The 18,509-nt window shown below is 68.0% G+C and carries 17 protein-coding genes; 8 read left to right on the top strand and 9 right to left on the bottom strand.

Going from position 1 to position 18,509, the window contains the following annotated elements; genetic code table 11:
- Positions 1 to 155: 155 nt before the first annotated feature.
- The 6 genes from WT97_RS03820 to WT97_RS03845 all read right to left on the bottom strand — a co-directional run bounded on the left by WT97_RS03820 (position 156) and on the right by WT97_RS03845 (position 6,711).
- Entirely contained in the window at positions 156 to 1,118 is a 963-nt protein-coding gene (locus tag WT97_RS03820; RefSeq protein WP_060352875.1) for an amidohydrolase, read from the bottom strand.
- Between the two features lies 1 nt (position 1,119).
- A complete protein-coding gene (locus tag WT97_RS03825) occupies positions 1,120 to 2,067 on the bottom strand; it encodes a YncE family protein (RefSeq protein WP_060352876.1) in 948 nt (315 codons plus the stop codon).
- Positions 2,068 to 2,118: 51 nt separating this feature from the next.
- On the bottom strand, positions 2,119 to 3,411 hold the full coding sequence (locus WT97_RS03830) for an MFS transporter (RefSeq protein WP_060352877.1): 1,293 nt from the start codon (positions 3,409 to 3,411) through the stop codon (positions 2,119 to 2,121).
- Between the two features lie 97 nt (positions 3,412 to 3,508).
- A complete protein-coding gene (locus tag WT97_RS03835; protein ID WP_060352878.1) occupies positions 3,509 to 4,426 on the bottom strand; it encodes a dihydrodipicolinate synthase family protein in 918 nt (305 codons plus the stop codon).
- A gap of 8 nt (positions 4,427 to 4,434) precedes the next feature.
- Positions 4,435 to 5,607 carry an L-rhamnonate dehydratase gene (locus WT97_RS03840; protein ID WP_059792118.1) on the bottom strand — a complete coding sequence of 391 codons (1,173 nt, stop codon included), beginning with the start codon at positions 5,605 to 5,607 and terminating at the stop codon, positions 4,435 to 4,437.
- A 48-nt stretch (positions 5,608 to 5,655) separates the two neighbouring features.
- Positions 5,656 to 6,711 (bottom strand): 4-hydroxythreonine-4-phosphate dehydrogenase PdxA, encoded by a 1,056-nt coding sequence (locus WT97_RS03845; protein ID WP_060352879.1) that lies wholly within the window; start codon positions 6,709 to 6,711, stop codon positions 5,656 to 5,658.
- Positions 6,712 to 6,826: 115 nt separating this feature from the next.
- Here WT97_RS03845 and WT97_RS03850 point away from each other — a divergent pair, with 115 nt between their 5' ends.
- Entirely contained in the window at positions 6,827 to 7,774 is a 948-nt protein-coding gene (locus tag WT97_RS03850; RefSeq protein ID WP_060032522.1) for a LysR family transcriptional regulator, read from the top strand.
- A gap of 95 nt (positions 7,775 to 7,869) precedes the next feature.
- On the opposite strand, the gene WT97_RS03855 is transcribed toward WT97_RS03850, so the two are convergent.
- The 3 genes from WT97_RS03855 to WT97_RS03865 all read right to left on the bottom strand — a co-directional run bounded on the left by WT97_RS03855 (position 7,870) and on the right by WT97_RS03865 (position 11,343).
- Positions 7,870 to 9,141 carry an MFS transporter gene (locus WT97_RS03855; protein ID WP_059792124.1) on the bottom strand — a complete coding sequence of 424 codons (1,272 nt, stop codon included), beginning with the start codon at positions 9,139 to 9,141 and terminating at the stop codon, positions 7,870 to 7,872.
- A gap of 382 nt (positions 9,142 to 9,523) precedes the next feature.
- Entirely contained in the window at positions 9,524 to 10,609 is a 1,086-nt protein-coding gene (locus WT97_RS03860; protein WP_060352880.1) for an ATP-binding protein, read from the bottom strand.
- Positions 10,606 to 11,343, bottom strand: coding sequence for a response regulator (locus WT97_RS03865; protein ID WP_059503617.1), 738 nt, complete (start codon positions 11,341 to 11,343; stop codon positions 10,606 to 10,608). The genes WT97_RS03860 and WT97_RS03865 overlap by 4 nt, the downstream gene beginning before the upstream one ends.
- Before the next feature lie 443 nt (positions 11,344 to 11,786).
- Here WT97_RS03865 and WT97_RS03870 point away from each other — a divergent pair, with 443 nt between their 5' ends.
- From WT97_RS03870 to WT97_RS03900, 7 genes are all read left to right on the top strand, one after another.
- On the top strand, positions 11,787 to 13,271 hold the full coding sequence (locus WT97_RS03870; RefSeq protein WP_060352881.1) for an FAD-dependent oxidoreductase: 1,485 nt from the start codon (positions 11,787 to 11,789) through the stop codon (positions 13,269 to 13,271).
- Between the two features lie 10 nt (positions 13,272 to 13,281).
- Complete coding sequence (locus WT97_RS03875) at positions 13,282 to 13,941, top strand: c-type cytochrome (protein WP_059792132.1); 660 nt, start codon at positions 13,282 to 13,284, stop codon at positions 13,939 to 13,941.
- A gap of 35 nt (positions 13,942 to 13,976) precedes the next feature.
- A complete protein-coding gene (locus WT97_RS03880) occupies positions 13,977 to 14,651 on the top strand; it encodes a hypothetical protein (RefSeq protein WP_060352882.1) in 675 nt (224 codons plus the stop codon).
- 73 nt (positions 14,652 to 14,724) lie between these two features.
- The gene (locus WT97_RS03885; RefSeq protein ID WP_060352883.1) at positions 14,725 to 15,345 is read left to right on the top strand and encodes a TetR/AcrR family transcriptional regulator; all 621 of its coding nucleotides are present in this window, start codon (positions 14,725 to 14,727) and stop codon (positions 15,343 to 15,345) included.
- Positions 15,346 to 15,588: 243 nt separating this feature from the next.
- Entirely contained in the window at positions 15,589 to 16,422 is an 834-nt protein-coding gene (locus tag WT97_RS03890) for a phytanoyl-CoA dioxygenase family protein (RefSeq protein ID WP_060032538.1), read from the top strand.
- 17 nt (positions 16,423 to 16,439) lie between these two features.
- Positions 16,440 to 16,853 (top strand): RidA family protein, encoded by a 414-nt coding sequence (locus WT97_RS03895; RefSeq protein ID WP_059786396.1) that lies wholly within the window; start codon positions 16,440 to 16,442, stop codon positions 16,851 to 16,853.
- Positions 16,854 to 17,065: 212 nt separating this feature from the next.
- Positions 17,066 to 18,433: a DUF1329 domain-containing protein gene (locus tag WT97_RS03900; protein WP_060032541.1), complete on the top strand. Its 1,368-nt coding sequence runs from the start codon at positions 17,066 to 17,068 to the stop codon at positions 18,431 to 18,433.
- Positions 18,434 to 18,509 lie beyond the last annotated feature (76 nt).

Consider the following 18,509-nt stretch of genomic DNA (forward strand, 5'->3'; position numbering starts at 1 on the left):
GGGACAATGGTGTGACGCGGGCGATGCGATCACCACATCAAAAAAGTTCGCGAACCGATACTTTTTGCTCAGGGTCGGTCGTGCGATGCACAAAATGTGGTGGTCGGGGCGGGCGCGGCGCTCCACCGACGGGGCGGCACGGAGGAAATGCGGCGTTACCCGCGCGCCGGACGCTGCGCTGCATCGTCGAGCGCGATCCGGTACACGCGCAGCGCGTTGTCATGCCAGATCGCGCGGCGCGCGGGGCAGTCGAGGTGCGCGATCGCGCCGGCGAACGTGCGCAGCAGCGCGGGATAGGACACGCGCAGCCCGGCCACCGGGAAATTGCTGGCGAACAGGCAGCGCCGCCAGCCGAAGATCGCGATCGTGTCGCGGATGATTCGCGCGTTGTCCGCGTCGTTCCACACGGCATCGCGCAAGCCGAGTTCGGAAATCTTCACGACCACGCGCGGCAATGCGGCAAGCGCTTCCATGCCGCGGCGCCAGCGCGCGACCCCGGCTTCGGAACGATCCCACGGCAGCCCCGCGTGTTCGAGCACGACGTCGACTTCGGGCGCATCGGCCAGCATCGCGGCCGCGTCGCCGAGATGCCAGAACGGCACGCGCAGATCCCAGCTCAGGCCGTGCGCGGCGAGACGTTCGAGCGCCGCCGGCCAGCGCGGATCGTGCAGAGCGCCCGGTTCGTCGATCGATGCATCGGGCGCTGTCGCGGTGCGCGGCTTGAAACGGACGCCGCGCACGCGCGGCCATGCGGCCTGTTCGGCGAGCCGTTCGTCCGCATCGCCCGCCAGCAGATCGACCCACGCGACGAGCGCCGACGGCAGCGCGTGCGCGGCCGCGACCTCGTGCAGCCAGCGCGTTTCCGCGAGCGCCTCATCGCGCGCACGTTCGGCTTCGACGTGCACGCTGGCGACGAGCGGTGCACACTGCGCCGTGCGCCGGAAATCGTCGACGCCGAAGTTGCGGCACAGCGCCGCGTAGTCGCCGAACATGAAGCGCGCCGGGTCGTAGTGCGTCTGCAGCCACGGGTAGTGCGCGCCCGCATCGAGTCGCCACAGATGATGATGCGCGTCGACGAGCGCGTCGGGCATGCCGTCGGGCGGCGCTTCGTCGCGCATGTCAGAGCGCGCCGGCGAGCACGTACGACGCATCGGGCTCGCGCAGCGTCGGCAGCGCACCGACGAAGCGCCATGCGTCGAGGTCGAGTTCGCGCACGTGGTCGTCCTGGAACGATACGTATGCGACGCGCCGCGACGGATGAAACGACAGCGCGGTCGGGTTCGCGGGCAGCGCGATGCGCTCGATCTCCTCGAGCTGCCGCGCATCGAATACCGAGATCGACTGCTCGCCCGAATTGGTCAACAGCAGCAGGTCGCGACCGTCGGGCGCGCTCGCCCGGTAGATGCGGTTCGGATCGCTGCGGGTTTTGACGCGACGGCGGCAGGTCATCGTTTCGGTGTCGATCTCGACCAGCGTGTCGTCGCCGCGATTCGCGACGAACAGCGTGCGCTCGTCGCTCGACAGCGCATTGCCTTCGGGGCGGGGGCCGGGCATCACCGCGCGCGGCGCGACCGTCGCGTCGCGCGGATGGAATTGCGTGACCGTGTTCGACAGCAGATGCACGCCGTACGCGCGGCTCGCGTCGCGCGTGAGCGTCACGAGGTGCGTTTTCACGCCGCCGGACGGCACGGCCATGTTCGGTACCGGCTGCCGGGTCGGCTCGTCGAATACGAGCAGCATGTCGTGCGCCTCGCTCATCGCGTACAGCCGGCCGTCGCGGTCGCTCGCCATCCCGTGCGGCCGGTAGTACGGCCACAGGTCGAGCATGCGCGTGTGCGTGCGCTCGACGAGATCGATCTCGGCGATCCGGTGATCGCCTTCATGGCCGCGCGACCATGCGGTCTCGATCCCGAAAATGCCGACGTACGCGTAGCGGTCGTTCACGTCGACGGTGAACTCGTGCGGAAAGTTCGGCAACACGATGTGCTTGAGCGCGGCTTTGGTTTCGAGATCGTAGAAGCTGAAGGTGTGGGCGCATTTCTGCACCAGCAACAGGATGTCGTTCATGGTGTGTCTCCGTTGTTTCGTTCGCGTGCCCGCCGTGTGTCGGCGCGCGCGTCAGTCTTCGCAGCGGCGGGGCAGCGTCAACGCGAGCAAGCCTGCCACGGCCAGCGTGACGGCGAGGCTGTACACGCCGGCCGCCGCGCTCACGTGCTGCGTCAGCACGCCGACCGCATACGGGCCGCAGAAGCCGCCGAGGTTGCCGAGCGCGTTGATCAGGCCGCGTGCACTGCCGGCCGCCTCGACGCTGCAGAGCTTCGGCGGAATCGCCCAGAACACGCCGGCCGCCGCCTGCAGGAAGAAGCCGCAGCCGATCAGGAACGCGAACGACACGGCCATCGACGCATGCGTGAGCACCGACAGCGCGAGGCACGCGGCGAAGCCGACGAGCGGCAGCAGCACGAACAGCCGCCGCTTGCCGGTCCGGTCGGACCAATACGACGTGACGAGCATCCCGATCACCATCGCGACGTACGGCAGCATCGCGAGCAGGCCGATCCTGCCCATCCCGCTGTGCGTGAGGTTTTTCAGCAGGGTCGGCAGCCACATCGTATAGCCGTAGATACCGGCCTGATAGCAGAAGTTGATCGCGATGAGCAGCCAGATCGTCGGGTGGCGCAGCAGCGCGCCGAACGAGGCGGCAGCCGGCGTGCCGGCCGCGCGCTTGCGTTCCTGCTCGTCGCGCAGCGCGTCGAGGATGTACGCCTTCTCGCGCGGCGACACCCAGCGTGCGGTCTGCGGACCGTCGTCGGCGAACAGCATCCACACGACCAGGCACAGCAGCGACAGCGCGCCCGCGCTGAAGAACAGGTGATGCCAGTCGTACGCGGCGAGAATGAAGCCGGACAGCGGCGCGGTGATCATGCCGGCGAGCGGCACGAACAGGATGACCATCGCATTCGCGCGGCCGCGTTCGCGATCGGGAAACCAGTGGCTGACCATCGTCAGCACGACGGGCAGCATCCCGCCCTCGGCCACGCCGAGCAGGAAGCGTAGCGTCAACAGTTGCCACGTATGGGTGACGAGCCCGGTCAGTGCCGACAGCACGGCCCAGCTCACGAGCGACCACGCGATGAAGGTCTTGCCGCTGCCGAGCGCCGCATGCCGGCCGCCGGGAATCTGCAGGAACAGGTAGCCGAAGAAGAAGATGCCGCCGGCGAGGCCGGCCATCGTCGCGTCCATGCCGAGATCGGCGTTCATTCCGCCCGGCATCGCGAACGCGATGTTCACGCGGTCCATGTAGGAAATGATGCAGGCGAGCAGCAGCGGCGGGATCACGCGCAGCCAGCGGCGGCGCGGAATGGCTTCGCCGGCTTCGTATGCCGGGGTCGTGGGGTTCAGCAGATTCATGGTGTCTCCGTCCATCCGATGAGCGGCGGCGGCTTTCTGTCGGGCCGCTGTCACGCCGATGCGCAACACACGCGCGTTGCGGGTGAAAAAACGATGTCTAGCGCCCCCAGCGCAGCACGAGCGGGTCGAGCCGCCGCGCCGTGTCGAGCAGGCCGGCACGTACCTGCGGATGCAGCTCGGGCCACGGCGCGCGCGGCCGGTCGCACGCGATCACGCCGCCTTCCTTCATCAGCGCCTTCGCGGTGAGGAAGCCCGACTGGCGGTTCTCGTAGTTGATCAGCGGCAGCCAGCGCGCGTATTCGTCGTACGCGTCGTCGCGACGCCCGGCGAAATACGCGTCGGTGATCCGGCGAATCCCGTCCGGATAGCCGCCGCCCGTCATCGCGCCGGTCGCGCCGGCATCGAGGTCGGCGAGCAACGTGATGCCTTCCTCGCCGTCCCACGGCCCTTCGATCGCGTCGCCGCCGAGCGCGATCAGCTCGCGCAGCTTCGACGCGGCGCTGGCGGTCTCGATCTTGAAGTACGACACCGCGTCGATCTCGCGCGCGAGCGCCGCGAGCAGCGACGCGGGCAGTGCGACGCCGCTGGCCGGTGCGTCCTGGATCATCAGCGGAATGGCGAGGCCGTCGGCGATTTCGCGGAAGTACGCGCGGATCTGCGCGTCGGAGACGCGGAACGTCGCGCCGTGGTACGGCGGCATCGCCATCACCATCGCGGCGCCGAGCGCCTGGGCGTGCCGGTTGCGTTGCGCGCAGATCCGCGCGCTGAAGTGCGACGTCGTGACGATCACCGGCACGCGGGCCGCGACGTGCTCGAGCGTGGTGCGCGTGAGCAGATCGCGTTCGTCGTCGCCGAGCGCGAACTGCTCGGAATAGTTCGCGTGGATGCAAAGGCCGTGCGAGCCGGCATCGATCATGAAATCGATGCAGCGGCGCTGGCCGTCGAGATCGAGCGCGCCGTGCGCGTCGAAAATCGTCGGCACGACGGGAAAGACGCCCTGGTAGCGTGTGCTCATGGCCGGCCTCACTCGACGATGTCGAACTGGTCGAGGAATTCGGTCTTCAACGTGAGGCCGAGGCCCGGCACGTCGTCGCGCAGTTGCAGGAAGCCGTTCTCGGCCACCGGCTCGCCGTCGAAGATGTAATAGAACAGCTCGTTGCCGACCTCGACGTCGAACATCGGGAAGTACTCGCTCATCGGCGACGCGAGCGTGCTCATCGTCAGATGGTAGTTGTGCATCTGGCCCGCGTGCGGAATCACCGGCACGCTGTACGCCTCGCACAGCGCGTTGATCTTGTGCGCCATCGTGATCCCGCCGACGCGGTTCGTGTCGTACTGGACGACCGACACGGCCTTGCGGTCGAGCAACTGCTTGAAGCCGTACAGCGTGAATTCGTGCTCGCCGCCGGAGATCGGGATGGTCGTGAGCCGGTTCAGTTCCGCGTAGCCGTCGATGTCGTCGGCGATCACCGGCTCTTCCAGCCAGCGCGGCTGGTACTTCTCCAGCTTCGGCAGGATGCGCTTCGCATACTCGAGGTTCCAGCCCATGTAGCACTCGAGCATCAGGTCGTTGTCGTAGCCGATCACCTCGCGGATCGCCGCGACCGACTTCAGGTTCTCGACCACGCCCTGCTGCCCGTGCGCGGGCCCGTAGCCGAAGCGCATCTTGAACGCGCGAAAGCCTTCCTTCAGGTACTGCTGCGCTTCCTCCTGCATTGCCCTCAGGTCGGTGCGGTAGAGCTTCGAGTAGTAGCACGGGATCCGTTCCTTGGTGCGGCCGCCGAGCAGCTTGAACACAGGCTTGCCGACGCTCTTGCCGAGGATGTCCCAGATCGCGATGTCGACCGCCGAGATCGCGGCCATGCCGATGCCCTTGCGGCCCCAGGCGTGCGTCGCGCGGTACATGCGCTGGCTCAGGTACTCGTAGTCCCACGGGTCCTGGCCGATCACGAGCGGCGCGAGGTACTGGTCGACGATCGCCTTCGCGACGTGCGGCGCGAGCGCGACGTTGCCGAGGCCGACGATGCCGTCGTCGGTTTCGACTTCGACGACCGTCCACGCATGGAAGCGGAACGTGCTCATCGTTTCCTGCGGCGCATACAGCAGGTCCATCGCGTTCGAGCAGAAGTTGCCTTGCGGCGGGACGGTCTTGCCTTTCCACTGGAATACGCGGGCGCGTACGGAGCGAATCTTCATGGTGGTGTCTCCGGAATCGATGTCGTCGGTGTAGAGGGCGTGCGAGCGTCACGCCGAAACGGTGGGCGAGCGCCGCGCGGCGCCCATTCGGCACGCGATCTGCAGCGCCTGCCAGGATGCGCCGACGTCGGCCGTGCCGCGGCCCGCGATGTCGTACGCGGTGCCGTGCGCGGGCGTCGTGATCGGCACGGGCAGCCCGCCCTGCACGGTCACGCCGCGCGAGAAGCCGAGCAGCTTGATCGCGATCTGCCCCTGGTCGTGATACATCGTGACGACCGCCTGGTAATCGCCGGCCTGTGCCTTCAGGAAGATCGTGTCGGCCGGGAACGGGCCGTGGAACGGCGCGTCGGTCGGCCAGTCGCGTGCCTGCAACCGGCGCACGGCCGGCTCGATGACGTCGACTTCCTCGCGGCCGCAACTGCCGCCGTCGCCGCCGTGCGGGTTGAACGCGGCGATCGCGACCTTCGGCGCGGCGACGCCGTTCGCGAGCAGCGACCGGTAGATCAGCTCCGACGCCTGTTCGATCCGTTCGATGCTCAGTTGGGCGGCCGCATCCTTGAGCGGAATGTGCGACGAGATCCGCGCCGTCCACAGTTCGCCAAGCGTGTTGAATTCGCAGAAGTAGCCGGTCACGCCGAGCGCTTCGGCGAAGTGGTGCAGTTCGTCGTCGTGACGCAGGCCGCCGAGCTTCATCGCGTACTTGTTCAGGGGTGCGAAGCAGATCGCATCGACATCGCCGGCGTGCGCGGCGTCGAGGCAACGGTCGAGCACGGTCAGCGCCGAGCGGCCGCCGGCAGCGCCCGCCTCGCCGACCGTGACCAGCGCGGGATCGATCGTATCGACCGCGACGAACGCGGCGCGCTCGGTGGACGGCCGGCCGCGCACGGCGGCGAGCGACGCGACGGGTTCGACGTCGACCTCGACGCCGGCGACACGCTGGCCGGCTTCCCACAGCCAGCGATCGCCGATCAGTACGAGGTTCGCGCGGGCGGTCGCATCGGGGCGGGCGAGCAGTTTCGCGATCAGTTCGGCGCCGATGCCGGCGGGGTCGCCGAGCGTCAGCGCGACGACGGGCAGGGCGGCGTCGGTCGAGGGGGTGTGCATGCGGTGTCTCCGGTGGCGGCGCACGGCCGTTGGTCTATGGGGTTGATGCTAGGTAGACGGAATGAGTCGGTAAATTGAAAACTCTTGATGAATCGATAACCAGGAGTAATCGAAGATGGGCTCGATCGACCGACGAGATTCGACCCCGCAATTGCTGAACCGGCTGCGCATGCGCCAGATCGCGCTGCTGCTCGCCGTGGACGAATGCTCGACGCTGCGCGCGGCGGCCGAGCAGATGGGCCTCACGCAACCGGCCGCGACGAAGATGCTGGCCGAACTGGAGAGCGCGCTCGGCCAGCGGCTGTTCGATCGCATCGGGCGCGGGCTCGTGCTGAATCCGGCCGGCGAGCGCGTGCTCGGCTATTTCCGCGGCATCCGCGGCAGCATGGAGGCGCTGAACCGCGAACTCGGCGAGCTGCAACTGGGCAGCGCGGGGCGGCTCGCGATCGGCAGCATCATGGCGGCGTCGCCGGGGCGGCTGACCGAGGCGCTGGTGCGGTTGAAGGCGCGTTATCCGCTGCTTGCGATCGACATCGCGGTGGATACGAGCGACCGGCTGATGCCGCAGCTTCGCGAAGGCGTGCTCGAAGTGGTGATCGGGCGCAACGTGGGGACCGACTGCGACTTCCGCGTGGTCGACGACGAGGCGCTCGCGATCATCGCGGGCCGCGACCATCCGCTCGCGGGCGCGGGGCCGGTCGAATTCGACGCGTTGCTCGAGTACGCGTGGATCCTGCAGCCGGCCGGCAGCCCGGCGCGCGAGGTCGTCGAGCGCGAATTCCGCGCGCGTCACCAGCCGATGCCGCGCGGGCTCGTCGAAACGGGCTCGATCCTGACCACGATGAACCTCGTCGACCGTTCGTCGATGCTCGGCGTGATTCCGCTGACGGTCGCGCAGCGCAACGCGGCGCACGGGCTCGTCGCGATCGTCGATTACACGCTGGAGCAGAAGCTGCCGTCGTACGGCAGCCTCGTGCGGCGCGACCGGCCGTTGAGCATTCCCGCCCGGCAGTTTCTCGCGCTGTTTCACCAGGACGCCGTGGGCGCGGACGGCGGCGCCTGATCCGGCGGTGCGCCGCCGCGCCGGTCACGTGTCGCGGAACGCGGCGATGCGTGACGACGGCGCGGAAGGGACGACAGAGGCAGCGAAGACCGGCTTCAGTGTGCCGACGGCGCGGCGGGCGCGTCGGCGAGCGCCGGCATCGAGTCGGACAGCGCGCGGTCCGGCCGAATCCGCAGCGCGGCGACGATGCCGAACAGCAGCATCGCGACCGAGCCGATGAACGGCACCGTCCAACTGCCGGTGCGATCGACGAGATAGCCGAACAGGATCGGCGACAGGATTCCCGAGATCGCGGAACCGGCGTTCATCATTCCACTCGCGATGCCGGCATGGGCCGGCGCGATATCGCTCGGCACGGCCCAGATCGGCCCGATCGTCAGTTCGAGGCACAGGAACGAGCCCGACAGGCACAGCGCGACGCCGGCCGTCGAGTGCACGAAGGCGAGCGGCAGCAGGCAGGCGAGCGCACCGACGAAGCTCGTCACGATCACGCTCTGGCGCGACAGCGCGAGGTTGCCGGTCTTCCGGTAGATGCGGTCGCAGAGCCAGCCGCCGAGCGTGTCGCCGACGACGCCCGCGAAGAACACGCCGGACGCGAACAACGCGGTCGATTTCAGGTTGAGGCCCTGACCGTTCAAGAAAAAGGTCGGCAGCCACGTGAAGAACAGCCACGCGGTCCAGCCGTAGCAGAAGTACACGAAGATGGTCGGCGCCATCCGGCGCAACAGCGGGCCCCACGGCGTGGGCCCGGAGAGTGCGGCGGGGCGGCGGGTGCGCGTGCGGCCATCGTCGTCGCCAAGCGGATGCTCGCGGAAACCGGCGATCCACCATGCGAGCCACGCCAGCGTGACCGCGCCGATCACGAAGAACGCCGCGCGCCACGACAGCCACGTCATCAGCGCGGCGACGATCGGCGGCGTGACCGCGTTGCCGAGCCGGGAGAACGAATGCGTGAAGCCCTGCACGACGCCGCGCCGCTCGCGCGGGAACCACTGCGTGATCGCTCGGGCCTGGGCCGGCAGCGTCGCGCCTTCGCCGATGCCGAGCAGCAGGCGCGCGGCGAACAGCAGCCCGAGGCTGTGCACGAGCCCGGTCGCGAACGTGGAGACGACCCAGATCAGCCCGCAGCCGATCAGCGTGATGCGGGCGCCGAACCGGTCGGCGATCCAGCCGCCGCCGATCTGGCAAATTGCATACGAATACGCGAACGCGGAGAAGGCGACGCCAAGCTCGGTATTCGACAGCCCGAGTTCGGCCTTGATCGCGCCGGCTGCGGTCGCGAGATTGACGCGGTCGACGTAGAGGATGAACGAAAGCGCGCACAGCAGCCACAGCGTGTGGCGCCGTTGACGGTGGTCGGTGGGCATCTGTCTCACTCCATGTTCGTGCGCGGCGTTGCAATGACGCTGCGTTCACGGGCCGGCCCAGCATCGCGCGGCGGCGGAGACGCTGTCCAATGAATCTTTGGGATCAATCGATAACCCCAGGTGTTCATTTCCGCTTCAGCCGCACGTGTCCGGCGCGGTGCGCAAGCTGGCGATTGCGCGAAGCGAGGCACTGGAGGTGGTGCGCTACGTGACCATCCGCACGCGGCCGGCATTCGACCGTGCCGGCGCCGTGCGCGCGGGGGCGTGCAGCGCGCGGCCGGGAAGGGGACGGTGCCCGTGATGGTGCATACGGCGCCGGGTTCAGCCCGCCGCTCGAACAGGTCGAACGCAAGCCGCGCGCGTGAGCGCCGGGGCCCGCGCGTTACGCCGGGAAGCGCTCGCCGTCGGGCGCCGGCACGAGATCGTCGGGCCACTGCACGTCGAACCGCGTGCCGCCCGCGCCGGTCGGCACGCACAGCGCTTCGCCGCGATGCGCATGCGCGATCGCCGCGACGACGGCGAGCCCGAGGCCGGTGCCGCCGGGTTGCGACTCGTCGACGCGCCGGAACGCCTGGAACACGTGCGGCGCGAACTCGGCGGGAATGCCCGGGCCGTCGTCCTCGACGCGCAGCCGGCACATTCCGTTCTCGATGCGCGTCTGGATCCGGATCGCGCCGGGCACCGCATGGCGGCGTGCGTTCTCCAGCAGTGCGAGCAATGCCTGGCGGATGCGGACCGGGTCGCAGCGCATGCGACGCGGGTCGAGATCGAGTTCCGGATGCTGGCCGGCGGCCTGCAGCGCGTGCGCGAACACGTCGACCACGGCGCGCACTTCGGCGGCGAGATCGGTGTCGCGGATCTCGATGCTCAGGTGGCCGCTGTCGGCGAGGCTGACCACGCGCAGATCCTCGATCAGCCGCGTCAGTCCTTCGACCTGCGCGAGCAGGCTGCGGTACAGCGCCTCGCTCGGCGTGAACACGCCTTCGGCGAGCCCCTGCAGCCGGCCGCGCAGCACGGTCACGGGCGTGCGCAGCTCGTGCGCGATCGCCGCGTTCCAGAAGGTTTGCTCGTCGGTCACGCGCTGCAGCTCGCTCGCGAGCGCGTTGAAGTTGTCGGCGAGCAGCGCCGCTTCCTTCAACGAACGGTCGCCGGCAACCGCGCGTGCGCCGAGATCGCCGCGCGCGACCCGGCGAATGCTGTCCGTCACCGAATTCAGCGGCACGAGGATGCGGCGCGACAGGTTGATCGCGACGACGATCGCGATCAGCAGGCCGACCAGCGTGGTCGAGATGATCCATACCCACTCCGGCCCGCTCGGGAGCCAGCTCTGCGGCTGGAACGACTCCGGCGAGTACTGGTACAGCAGGTAGTAGAACGCATAGGCCGTCACGACGATCAGCACCGTGACGCCGAAGGCGATCGCGCCCATCGTCAGCGCGATCTGGCGGCTCAGGCCATCGAGTCTCACTCGCCGCTCCACAGTTTGTAGCCGACGCCGCGCACGCTGGCCGGCACGCCCGCGACACCGAGATCGTCGAGTTTCTTGCGCAGCTTGCTGACGTGGCTGTCGACCGTGCGCTCCAGCGCATCGCCTTCCGGCAGGCAGGTGGCCATCAGCTCGGCGCGGCTGAACACGCGGCGCGGCGCGCGCGCGAGCTGCGCGAGCAGCTTGAATTCGGTGAGCGTCAGCACGAGCGTGTGGCGCGCGCCGTCGACTTCGACCGTCGCTTCGTGGTGCTCGAGATCGATCTCGAACGGCGCGGCGCGCAGCACGCGCTGCTCTTCCTGGCGCGAGCCGCCCATCGACCGGCGCAGCACCGCCTGGGCGCGCGCGACGACTTCGGCCGGGTTGAACGGCTTGACCACGTAGTCGTCGGCGCCGATGCGCAGCCCGGTCAGCTTGTCGATGTCCTGGTCGAGCGCGGTCAGCATGATGACCGGCGTATCGCCGCGATGGCGGATCTCGGCGAGCACCTTCCAGCCGTCGACGTGCGGCATCTGCACGTCGAGCAGCACGAGATCGGGCTTCAGCGACAGGTGGAGTTCGAGCGCGCGGCGGCCGTCGGCGGCGTGCACGGTACGCAGGCCGTTGCGCGCGAAATAGGCGATCAGGATCTCGGCGATCTCGGGTTCGTCCTCGGCGATGAGGACGAGCGCCTGTGCGCGCTGGCCGGCGCCGGGAGATGAAGAAAATTCGGGCATGGCCACTCGTTCGGATCTATCGGGGTTCCATCGAATCGCCATACTACCGCACGGCCCGCGCAACCGAACGGAGACGGGCGAAGCCGCGCCGATCGCCGTCGCGTGCGCCGGCTTTCCGCGACCTTTCGGAAGCGCTGCGATGCATTGCCCGACAGGGGAATACCCTGTCTTTTTTTTTCAATCCTGTTTTATGTATCATGACCTAACTTTTGCAACATGTACTAATTATAGGCGCCGGAAAATCCATATCGGTACGGGCAGTCCGGCGCGTGTTCAGGCAGGAATGCGAACCGGATTCGCGCGCCCCGTCAGAGGGGCGGGTGGGCCGGCGGCAGGTGAAGCGGATCGGGATCGCATCCCGTCGTCAGACTCCGCGCGAACGATGGCTGTCTCCCGGCAGGGCGGCCGGCGTTCGCGCCCATTGCAGGCGTCATTTACCGATCATGTCCAGGAAGTCATCCATCAGCGGGTCGGCCGACCTGCAGCGCAGGCAGTGGCTCAAGGTCGCGGGCGCGTCGGTCGCGGCGAGCGGTCTTGCACTCGGCGCCGCGCGGGCGAAGGCCGATTCGGCGTCAGCCGCCGGCCAGGGCGGCGACGTCCTCGATGTCGCGATCGTCGGCGCCGGGTTGGCCGGCCTGACGGCCGCGCGCGACCTGCGTTACGCGGGCTGCGAATCCTTCGTCGTGCTGGAGGCGCGCGACCGCGTGGGCGGCCGCACGCTGAACTACGACGTCGGCGGCGGCTTCGTGACCGAAGTCGGCGGCCAGTGGATCGGCCCGGGCCAGACGGCGATCGCCGATCTTGCCCGCGAGCTGGAAGTCGGCACGTTTCCGAGCTACTACGCGGGCAAGACGGTGATCCTGGGCGGCGACGGGCGCGCCGAGATCGACCTGGAGGGCACCTTCGGCACCGACGAGGCCGTCGCGGCGAAGCTCGGCAGGTTGTCGCGCGACGTGCCGTCCGGTGCGCCGTGGACGTCGCCGAAGGTCGGCGAGCTCGACCGGCTGTCGGTCGGCGACTGGCTCGCGACACAGGGTATCAAGGCGGAAGACCGGATGGGCTGGAACGCGTCGATCTCGCTGTCGGGCGGCGTCGCGCCGGCGAAGATGGGGCTGCTGCACTTCCTGTCGATGATCAACTCCGCCGATTGCGATTACGCGCAGCTCGACTCGATCAAGCACAGCGCACAGGAAACGCGGTTCGTCGGCGGCTCGCAGCGCCTGAGCATCCGGATGGCGCAGCAACTGGGCGACAAGGTGCGGCTGTCGTCGCCGGTGCGGCGGATCGTCGGCTGGGATCGCGACGTCGTCACGTTGCAGACCGATCGCGGCACGGTGCGCGCGAGAAAGGTCGTGATGGCGCTTCACCCGGCGCTGTGCCACCAGGTGCAATTCGATCCGCCGCTGCCTGAAAAGCGCCACGCGCTGCAGCGCGCGTGGCCGGCCCATTCGCCGGCGCGCAAGACGGCGATGGTCTATCGCCGCCCGTTCTGGCGCGACAAGGGACTGAACGGCCACATCTTCCAGACCGACGGGCCGATCTTCTGGGCCTACGACAATTCGCCGCCGGGCGGCGAGATCGGCGTGATCAACGCATTCGTCCGGAATGCGCTGATGCCGTCGGATCCGCAGGCCGCGCAGCAGATGCACATGGATCTCTATGCGCAGGCGTGGGGCGACGAAGCGCGTGCGCCGGTGTCGTACCACGATCGCGACTGGGGGCTGGCCGACCCGTGGACGATCACGTGCGTGTCGGCGATCCCGCCCGGCTTCTGGAGCGCGCACGGCGACGCGTTGCGCGCGCCGTGCGGCAACCTGATCTGGTCGGGCACCGAGACCGCGAACATCTGGGCCGGCTACATGGACGGCGCCGTGCGCTCCGGTCACCAAAGCGCGCTTCAGGCGCTCAATGCGCTGCGTCGTGCTTAGGAGACCGAAAATGAAGAAACGCATGCTGCTCGTCGTGGCGCTCGTGGCGATCGGTGCATTGCTGGCGCTCTACGGCCCGACGCTGCTCGGCTTCTATCGCCTGCAGCGCCATATCGATACGGCCGCGCAAGCCGATGACGCCGACGGCGGCCCGTGGCCGCGCGTGACCGACGCGTGCATGGGCTGCCACGGCGTGAAGGGCACGTCGCTCAGCCAGGCTTATCCGAGCCTCGCCGGCCAGCCGGCGCAATACGTGGCCGCGCAGCTTCGCGCGTTTGCGGGCGGGCAACGCACGAACCCGACGATGGGCCCGCTCGCGATGACGATGAGCGAGGCCGAGATCACGCGTGTGGCCGGCTATTACGCGAAGCAGGCGCCGCTGGACAACCGCTATTTCAAGCCGGATGCACGACTGCGCGCGAAAGGCGAACAACTCGTGACGGCCGGCGCGTGCGCGGCCTGCCACGGCGCACGGCTGACGGGGCAGGCGCAGTTCCCGCGTCTGGCCGGCCAGGGTTACGACTATCTGCTCGCGCAGCTCGACGCGTTCGCGACGGGCTCGCGCAGCGAGGCGACCGGCACGATGCAGCGCGTCGCGCAGGCGATGTCGGCGGACGATCGGGCGGCGGTGGCGACCTATCTTGCAAGCCTTGGCCCCGCCAGGCAGTGAATCAACGGCAGCAATCGACTTCGGGAGTTCGAACCATGGATCACAGATCACTTGTCCTTTGTCTTGCCAGCGCGACGCTCGCGATGACGACCGGCGTCTACGGCTTCAAGTTCGTGCGCAAGCGCAACTTCCTGCTCGGCTTCGAATGGTGGATCGTGACGATCTCCGCGTCCAACGCAGTGATCTTCTTCGCGACGGAATCGCCGGTGTCGTACTTCGTTTCGCACTTCCTCGACGCGTTCTCGCGCGGGTTCGGGATGCCGGTGATCGCGGTCGCGGGCCTGATGGCCGTCACGCACGGCTACCGGCCGTCGATGCGGCAGGACGTGACGCTGTTCGTGCTCGCGACGCTCGGGACGGTCGCGCTCGTTGCCGGCGCGTTGCAGCATGCGCTGCCGTACTTTTACGTGGCGATGTGGACGCTGATGTCGATCTATCTCGCCGGTTTCGTGTGGCGGCTCGTGCGTGCCGGCCACGCGGTCCATGCGCTGACGACGACGCTCGCGCTCGTCGCTTCGCAGGCGATCGCGTGCATCTACGATTTCTACAAGATTCCCGGCGAGGAAACCAACGTCGTGCTCAATTTCTACGTACTGGCGTTGCTGACCTGGTCGTATCTGACCGCCACGCTCTATTACGCGTATTGCGCGCTGGAGCGCGACGCCGGGCCCGGCAAGGTGAACGCGAGCGTCCTGTCGTATCCGAAATGAGTCGCGCCATCGAGGAAGCAGACACGGCGCGCGCCGGTCGCGGGTCCGGCTGCGGCGATCGCGGAGCGCGCGGATGGACCGGGTTCGCCTGACCCGCGCAGAGCGGCGCAATGCGACGCGCGAACGCCTGATCGATGCCGCGCGCGCGATCTTCGCGGAGAAGGGGTATGCGGCCGCGAGCGTGGAAGACATTGCCGCGACGGCCGGGCTTACGCGCGGCGCGTTCTACTCGAACTTCCGCGGCAAGGCCGACGCGCTGTTCGAGTTGCTACGACGCGATCAGGGCGAGGCCGCCGCGGCATTGCAGCGGATCGTCGGTTCGCATGACCCCGCCGACGACGCGCAGCGCGCGATGCTCGCGTACTGGCGAAGGGGCACGACCCGGTCTGCATCGCGCCTGATGTGGCTCGACGCGCAGCTCCAGGCGGCGCGCGATACGCGGTTCCGCGCGCGCTTCGGCGCGTTGCTGCGCGAGCGGCAGGCGCTCGCGGTCGCGTGCATCGACGCGTATGCGGCGCGGGCCGGCGTGTCGCTGCCGTTGCCTGCGCCGGTGCTGGCGCGCGGTCTGACCGCGCTGTGCGACGGCATGCAGTCGGACGGCGCGGCCGATGCACGGAGCACGGTCGACGCGCTGGCCGACGCGGTGTTGGTCGGCTTCATCACGCACATGGTGTTCGACCGCGTGCGCGGATGAACGCGCGAAGAAGCGGCGGCGGTGCGTTGTCGTGTGCGTGTATGAAGGCCGAAAGCCGATTGTCATGACGGGCCGGCGGCGGACGGCGACGGACGTTCGATCATGCAGACGAAACAGGGAATACCCCGTCTTTTTCTTTTCATTATTTTTGTCATGATGACCTAACATAGTCATCGTGTTCTACTGGTGACCGGCAATGAAGGCGAACTGCCGGTCGTGGCTGAACGAATCGGGAGATGGACGATGGATGCAATGACGCGCAAGGCGTTCTTCGAGGACGGAGCCGTGCTCATCGAAGGCGTGCTGAACGACGAACAACTCGCGCAATGCCGCGCGGTGTTCGACTGGGGGATGGAGAACCCGGGCCCGATGGCGACGACGCTGCTCGACGGCACCGAATACAAGTCGCACAACGACAACGCGAACCCGTACGCGAAGGCGCGGCTCGACGCACTGGTCGGCACGCTGCCGTTCGGGCAACTGTTCGCCGACCTGTGGGGCTCGAAGCACGTATGGTACTTCGCCGAGGAGCTGTTCATGAAGGCCGGCGGCAAGAGCGCACGCTCGCCGTGGCACCAGGACACGTCGTACCTGCCGTGGCAGGGGATGCATTTCGGCAACGCGTGGATCAGCTTCGAGCACGTACCGAAGCGCAATGCGCTCGAGATCGTGCGCGGCTCGCATCACGGTGTGCGCCATGACGGCACGACGTTCCAGAACGCCGACGATCCGACCGACCCGTTGCATGGCGGCGACGTATGGCCGCGCTTGCCGGACATCGAGGCCGAGCGCCGTGCGGCGCCGGATGCATACGACATCCTGTCGTGGGAAACGAAACCGGGCGACGTGCTGCTGCTTCATCCGGGCGTGCTGCACGGCGGCGGCGCGGTCGACGCCGATTTCCCCGATCGCCACACGCTCGTGCTGCGCTTTTTCGGCGATGACGCGGTGTTCAGTCCGCTGCCCGACGAAAGCCGCTCGGGATTCACGCCGGCCGGCGTGCTGTTCGTCGAGGAACTCGCCGCGCTGAAGGCCGGCGATCCGTTCCGCGCGCCGTGTTTCCGTCAACTCGTCTGAACCGGGAGATTTTCATCATGACAGCCACTCCGAAGCGGCAATCGATCGTGCCGGCAGCGTTCCAGCCGTGGTACGACGCGTACCACTTCTCGCCGGCGACGCGCGTCGGCGACACGATCTGGGTGTCGGGCCAGGTCGGCCTCGACGCGCAGATGCAGCCGGCCGACGGCGTGCAGGCGCAGGCGCGGATCGCGTTCGAATGCCTGAAGACGATTCTCGAGGAAGCCGGCGCGAGCCTCGCCGACGTCGTGGAACTCACGACCTTCCATACGGATCTGCAGCGCGAGACCGAAGGCTTCGCAGCGGTCAAGGACGTGTATTTCCCCGACCGTTACCCGTCGTGGACGGCGGTGGGCGTCACGCAGCTGGCGCTGCCGGGGCTGTGCGTCGAGATTCGCGCGGTGGCGGTGGCCGGGTCCGGCAAGGGCTGACGGAAGGCACGAGGGTTTTTCTCCGACTCTGCGTTCCATTCGAATCGCAGTCCTGACGAAAAATACCGGAATGGCAGTCGAGCGGCAAACGGTCGGCCGGAAACTCCGGCCGGCGCGACAAGGTGCGACGTCGCCGTCGACTGACGGCGACGATCGAAGCAAACGGGTTTCGTCCGGAATGGGCGAGCGAAGGCGGAGCAGCAAGGAGAACCATGATGAAGAAGCATCGTTTCTGGACCACGTCCGCGATCGCGGCCGCTGCATGTGTCGCGATCGGCACCGCCGTCGCGGCGGACGACCTGACGCCGGCCGGCGCCGACCGCTCGGCGAGCAAGGACGGCACGGTGCCGGCTTATGCGGGCAAGCAGTCGCCCGACGCCGGCTGGGAGTGGGGCAAGGTGCGCGGCGATTTCTGGAAGCATCGCAACGAGAAGCCGCTCTACTCGATCGACGCGGCGAACGTCGACAAGTATGCGGACAAGCTGTCGCCTGGCCAGGTGGCGCTGATCAAGCAGAAGAAGGGCTACCGGATGGACGTCTATCCGTCCCATCGCGAATGCCAGTTGCCGGATGCCGTCGAGCAGAACTCGAAGGCGAACCTCACCGCCGCGAAGCTGGATGCGAGCGGCGAGAACCTCGCCGCGGCCGCGTTGCCCGGCGTGCCGTTTCCGCAACCGAAAAGCGGCATCGAAGCGATCCTGAACTACGAGATGCGTTATCGCGGCGAAGGCGTCGACTGGGCGCAGGTCGCCACGACGATTTCACCGCGTCCGGGCAGCAGCGAATGGATCGACGCAGTCGGCCCGCAGACGTATTACTTCCCGTCCGGCAAGCTCGGCAAGACGTCGCCGCAGGAGGTCGACCAGCTCAGCACGGCCGTCTACTTCCAGATGAATTCGCCGGCGGCGCTGGCCGGCCAGGCGTTCGTGCAGCGCCAGTACTTCAACAAGCCGTCGGAGACGTACTACTACTTCCCGGGCCAGCGCCGCGTGCGACGCATGCCGGCCTACACGCACGACGCGCCGCTGATCGGCTTCGAGAACCAGTACCTGATCGACGAAGGGAACATGATCAACGGCTCGCTCGACCGCTTCAACTGGAAGCTGGTCGGCAAGAAGGAAATGATCGTTCCGTACAACGCGTTCGGCCTGTACCGGTTCAAGAGCAAGCTGCACGACGTCGCGACGCCCGACGGCCTCGCCGCCGCGAGCCGGCGCTACGAGACGCATCGCGTGTGGGTGGTCGAGGCGGCGTTGAAGCCGAGCGCGCGGCACGTCGCGTCGAAGAAGGTGTTCTATCTCGACGAGGACAGCTGGCTCGCGCTGGTGGGCGAGGACTACGACGCGCAGGGCAAGCTGTGGAAGGTGCGGGAAAGCTACCCGATTCCGGTGTGGGAGCTCGGCGGCACCTGCGACAACGAACCGCTCGCGCAATACGACATGATCAACGGCCGTTACGTGTTCGATGCGTCGTCGATCGGCCAGGGCAAGGACGTGCGCTGGCTCGAGCACGCGGACGATCCTCGCTTCAAGCAGGATTTCTATACGGCGGAATCGCTGCGCTCGGTCAGCGAGCGGTGACGTAAACCGGCTGACGGATACAAGGACCGGCGCGCGCAACGATCGTGCGCCGGCATCGAACAGGGGCGGAGGCGTA

It is taken from the genome of Burkholderia sp. MSMB1459WGS, assembly GCF_001534535.1.
Taxonomy (GTDB): domain Bacteria; phylum Pseudomonadota; class Gammaproteobacteria; order Burkholderiales; family Burkholderiaceae; genus Burkholderia.

Bases quoted from the DNA above. Each gene is read 5' to 3' on its own strand.
- WT97_RS03820 (WP_060352875.1), bottom strand. From the start codon at position 1,118: ATGCGCGACGAAGCGCCGCCCGACGGCATGCCCGACGCGCTCGTCGAC.
- WT97_RS03825 (WP_060352876.1), bottom strand. From the start codon at position 2,067: ATGAACGACATCCTGTTGCTGGTGCAGAAATGCGCCCACACCTTCAGC.
- WT97_RS03830 (WP_060352877.1), bottom strand. From the start codon at position 3,411: ATGAATCTGCTGAACCCCACGACCCCGGCATACGAAGCCGGCGAAGCC.
- WT97_RS03835 (WP_060352878.1), bottom strand. From the start codon at position 4,426: ATGAGCACACGCTACCAGGGCGTCTTTCCCGTCGTGCCGACGATTTTC.
- WT97_RS03840 (WP_059792118.1), bottom strand. From the start codon at position 5,607: ATGAAGATTCGCTCCGTACGCGCCCGCGTATTCCAGTGGAAAGGCAAG.
- WT97_RS03845 (WP_060352879.1), bottom strand. From the start codon at position 6,711: ATGCACACCCCCTCGACCGACGCCGCCCTGCCCGTCGTCGCGCTGACG.
- WT97_RS03850 (WP_060032522.1), top strand. From the start codon at position 6,827: ATGGGCTCGATCGACCGACGAGATTCGACCCCGCAATTGCTGAACCGG.
- WT97_RS03855 (WP_059792124.1), bottom strand. From the start codon at position 9,141: ATGCCCACCGACCACCGTCAACGGCGCCACACGCTGTGGCTGCTGTGC.
- WT97_RS03865 (WP_059503617.1), bottom strand. From the start codon at position 11,343: ATGCCCGAATTTTCTTCATCTCCCGGCGCCGGCCAGCGCGCACAGGCG.
- WT97_RS03870 (WP_060352881.1), top strand. From the start codon at position 11,787: ATGTCCAGGAAGTCATCCATCAGCGGGTCGGCCGACCTGCAGCGCAGG.
- WT97_RS03875 (WP_059792132.1), top strand. From the start codon at position 13,282: ATGAAGAAACGCATGCTGCTCGTCGTGGCGCTCGTGGCGATCGGTGCA.
- WT97_RS03880 (WP_060352882.1), top strand. From the start codon at position 13,977: ATGGATCACAGATCACTTGTCCTTTGTCTTGCCAGCGCGACGCTCGCG.
- WT97_RS03885 (WP_060352883.1), top strand. From the start codon at position 14,725: ATGGACCGGGTTCGCCTGACCCGCGCAGAGCGGCGCAATGCGACGCGC.
- WT97_RS03890 (WP_060032538.1), top strand. From the start codon at position 15,589: ATGGATGCAATGACGCGCAAGGCGTTCTTCGAGGACGGAGCCGTGCTC.
- WT97_RS03895 (WP_059786396.1), top strand. From the start codon at position 16,440: ATGACAGCCACTCCGAAGCGGCAATCGATCGTGCCGGCAGCGTTCCAG.
- WT97_RS03900 (WP_060032541.1), top strand. From the start codon at position 17,066: ATGATGAAGAAGCATCGTTTCTGGACCACGTCCGCGATCGCGGCCGCT.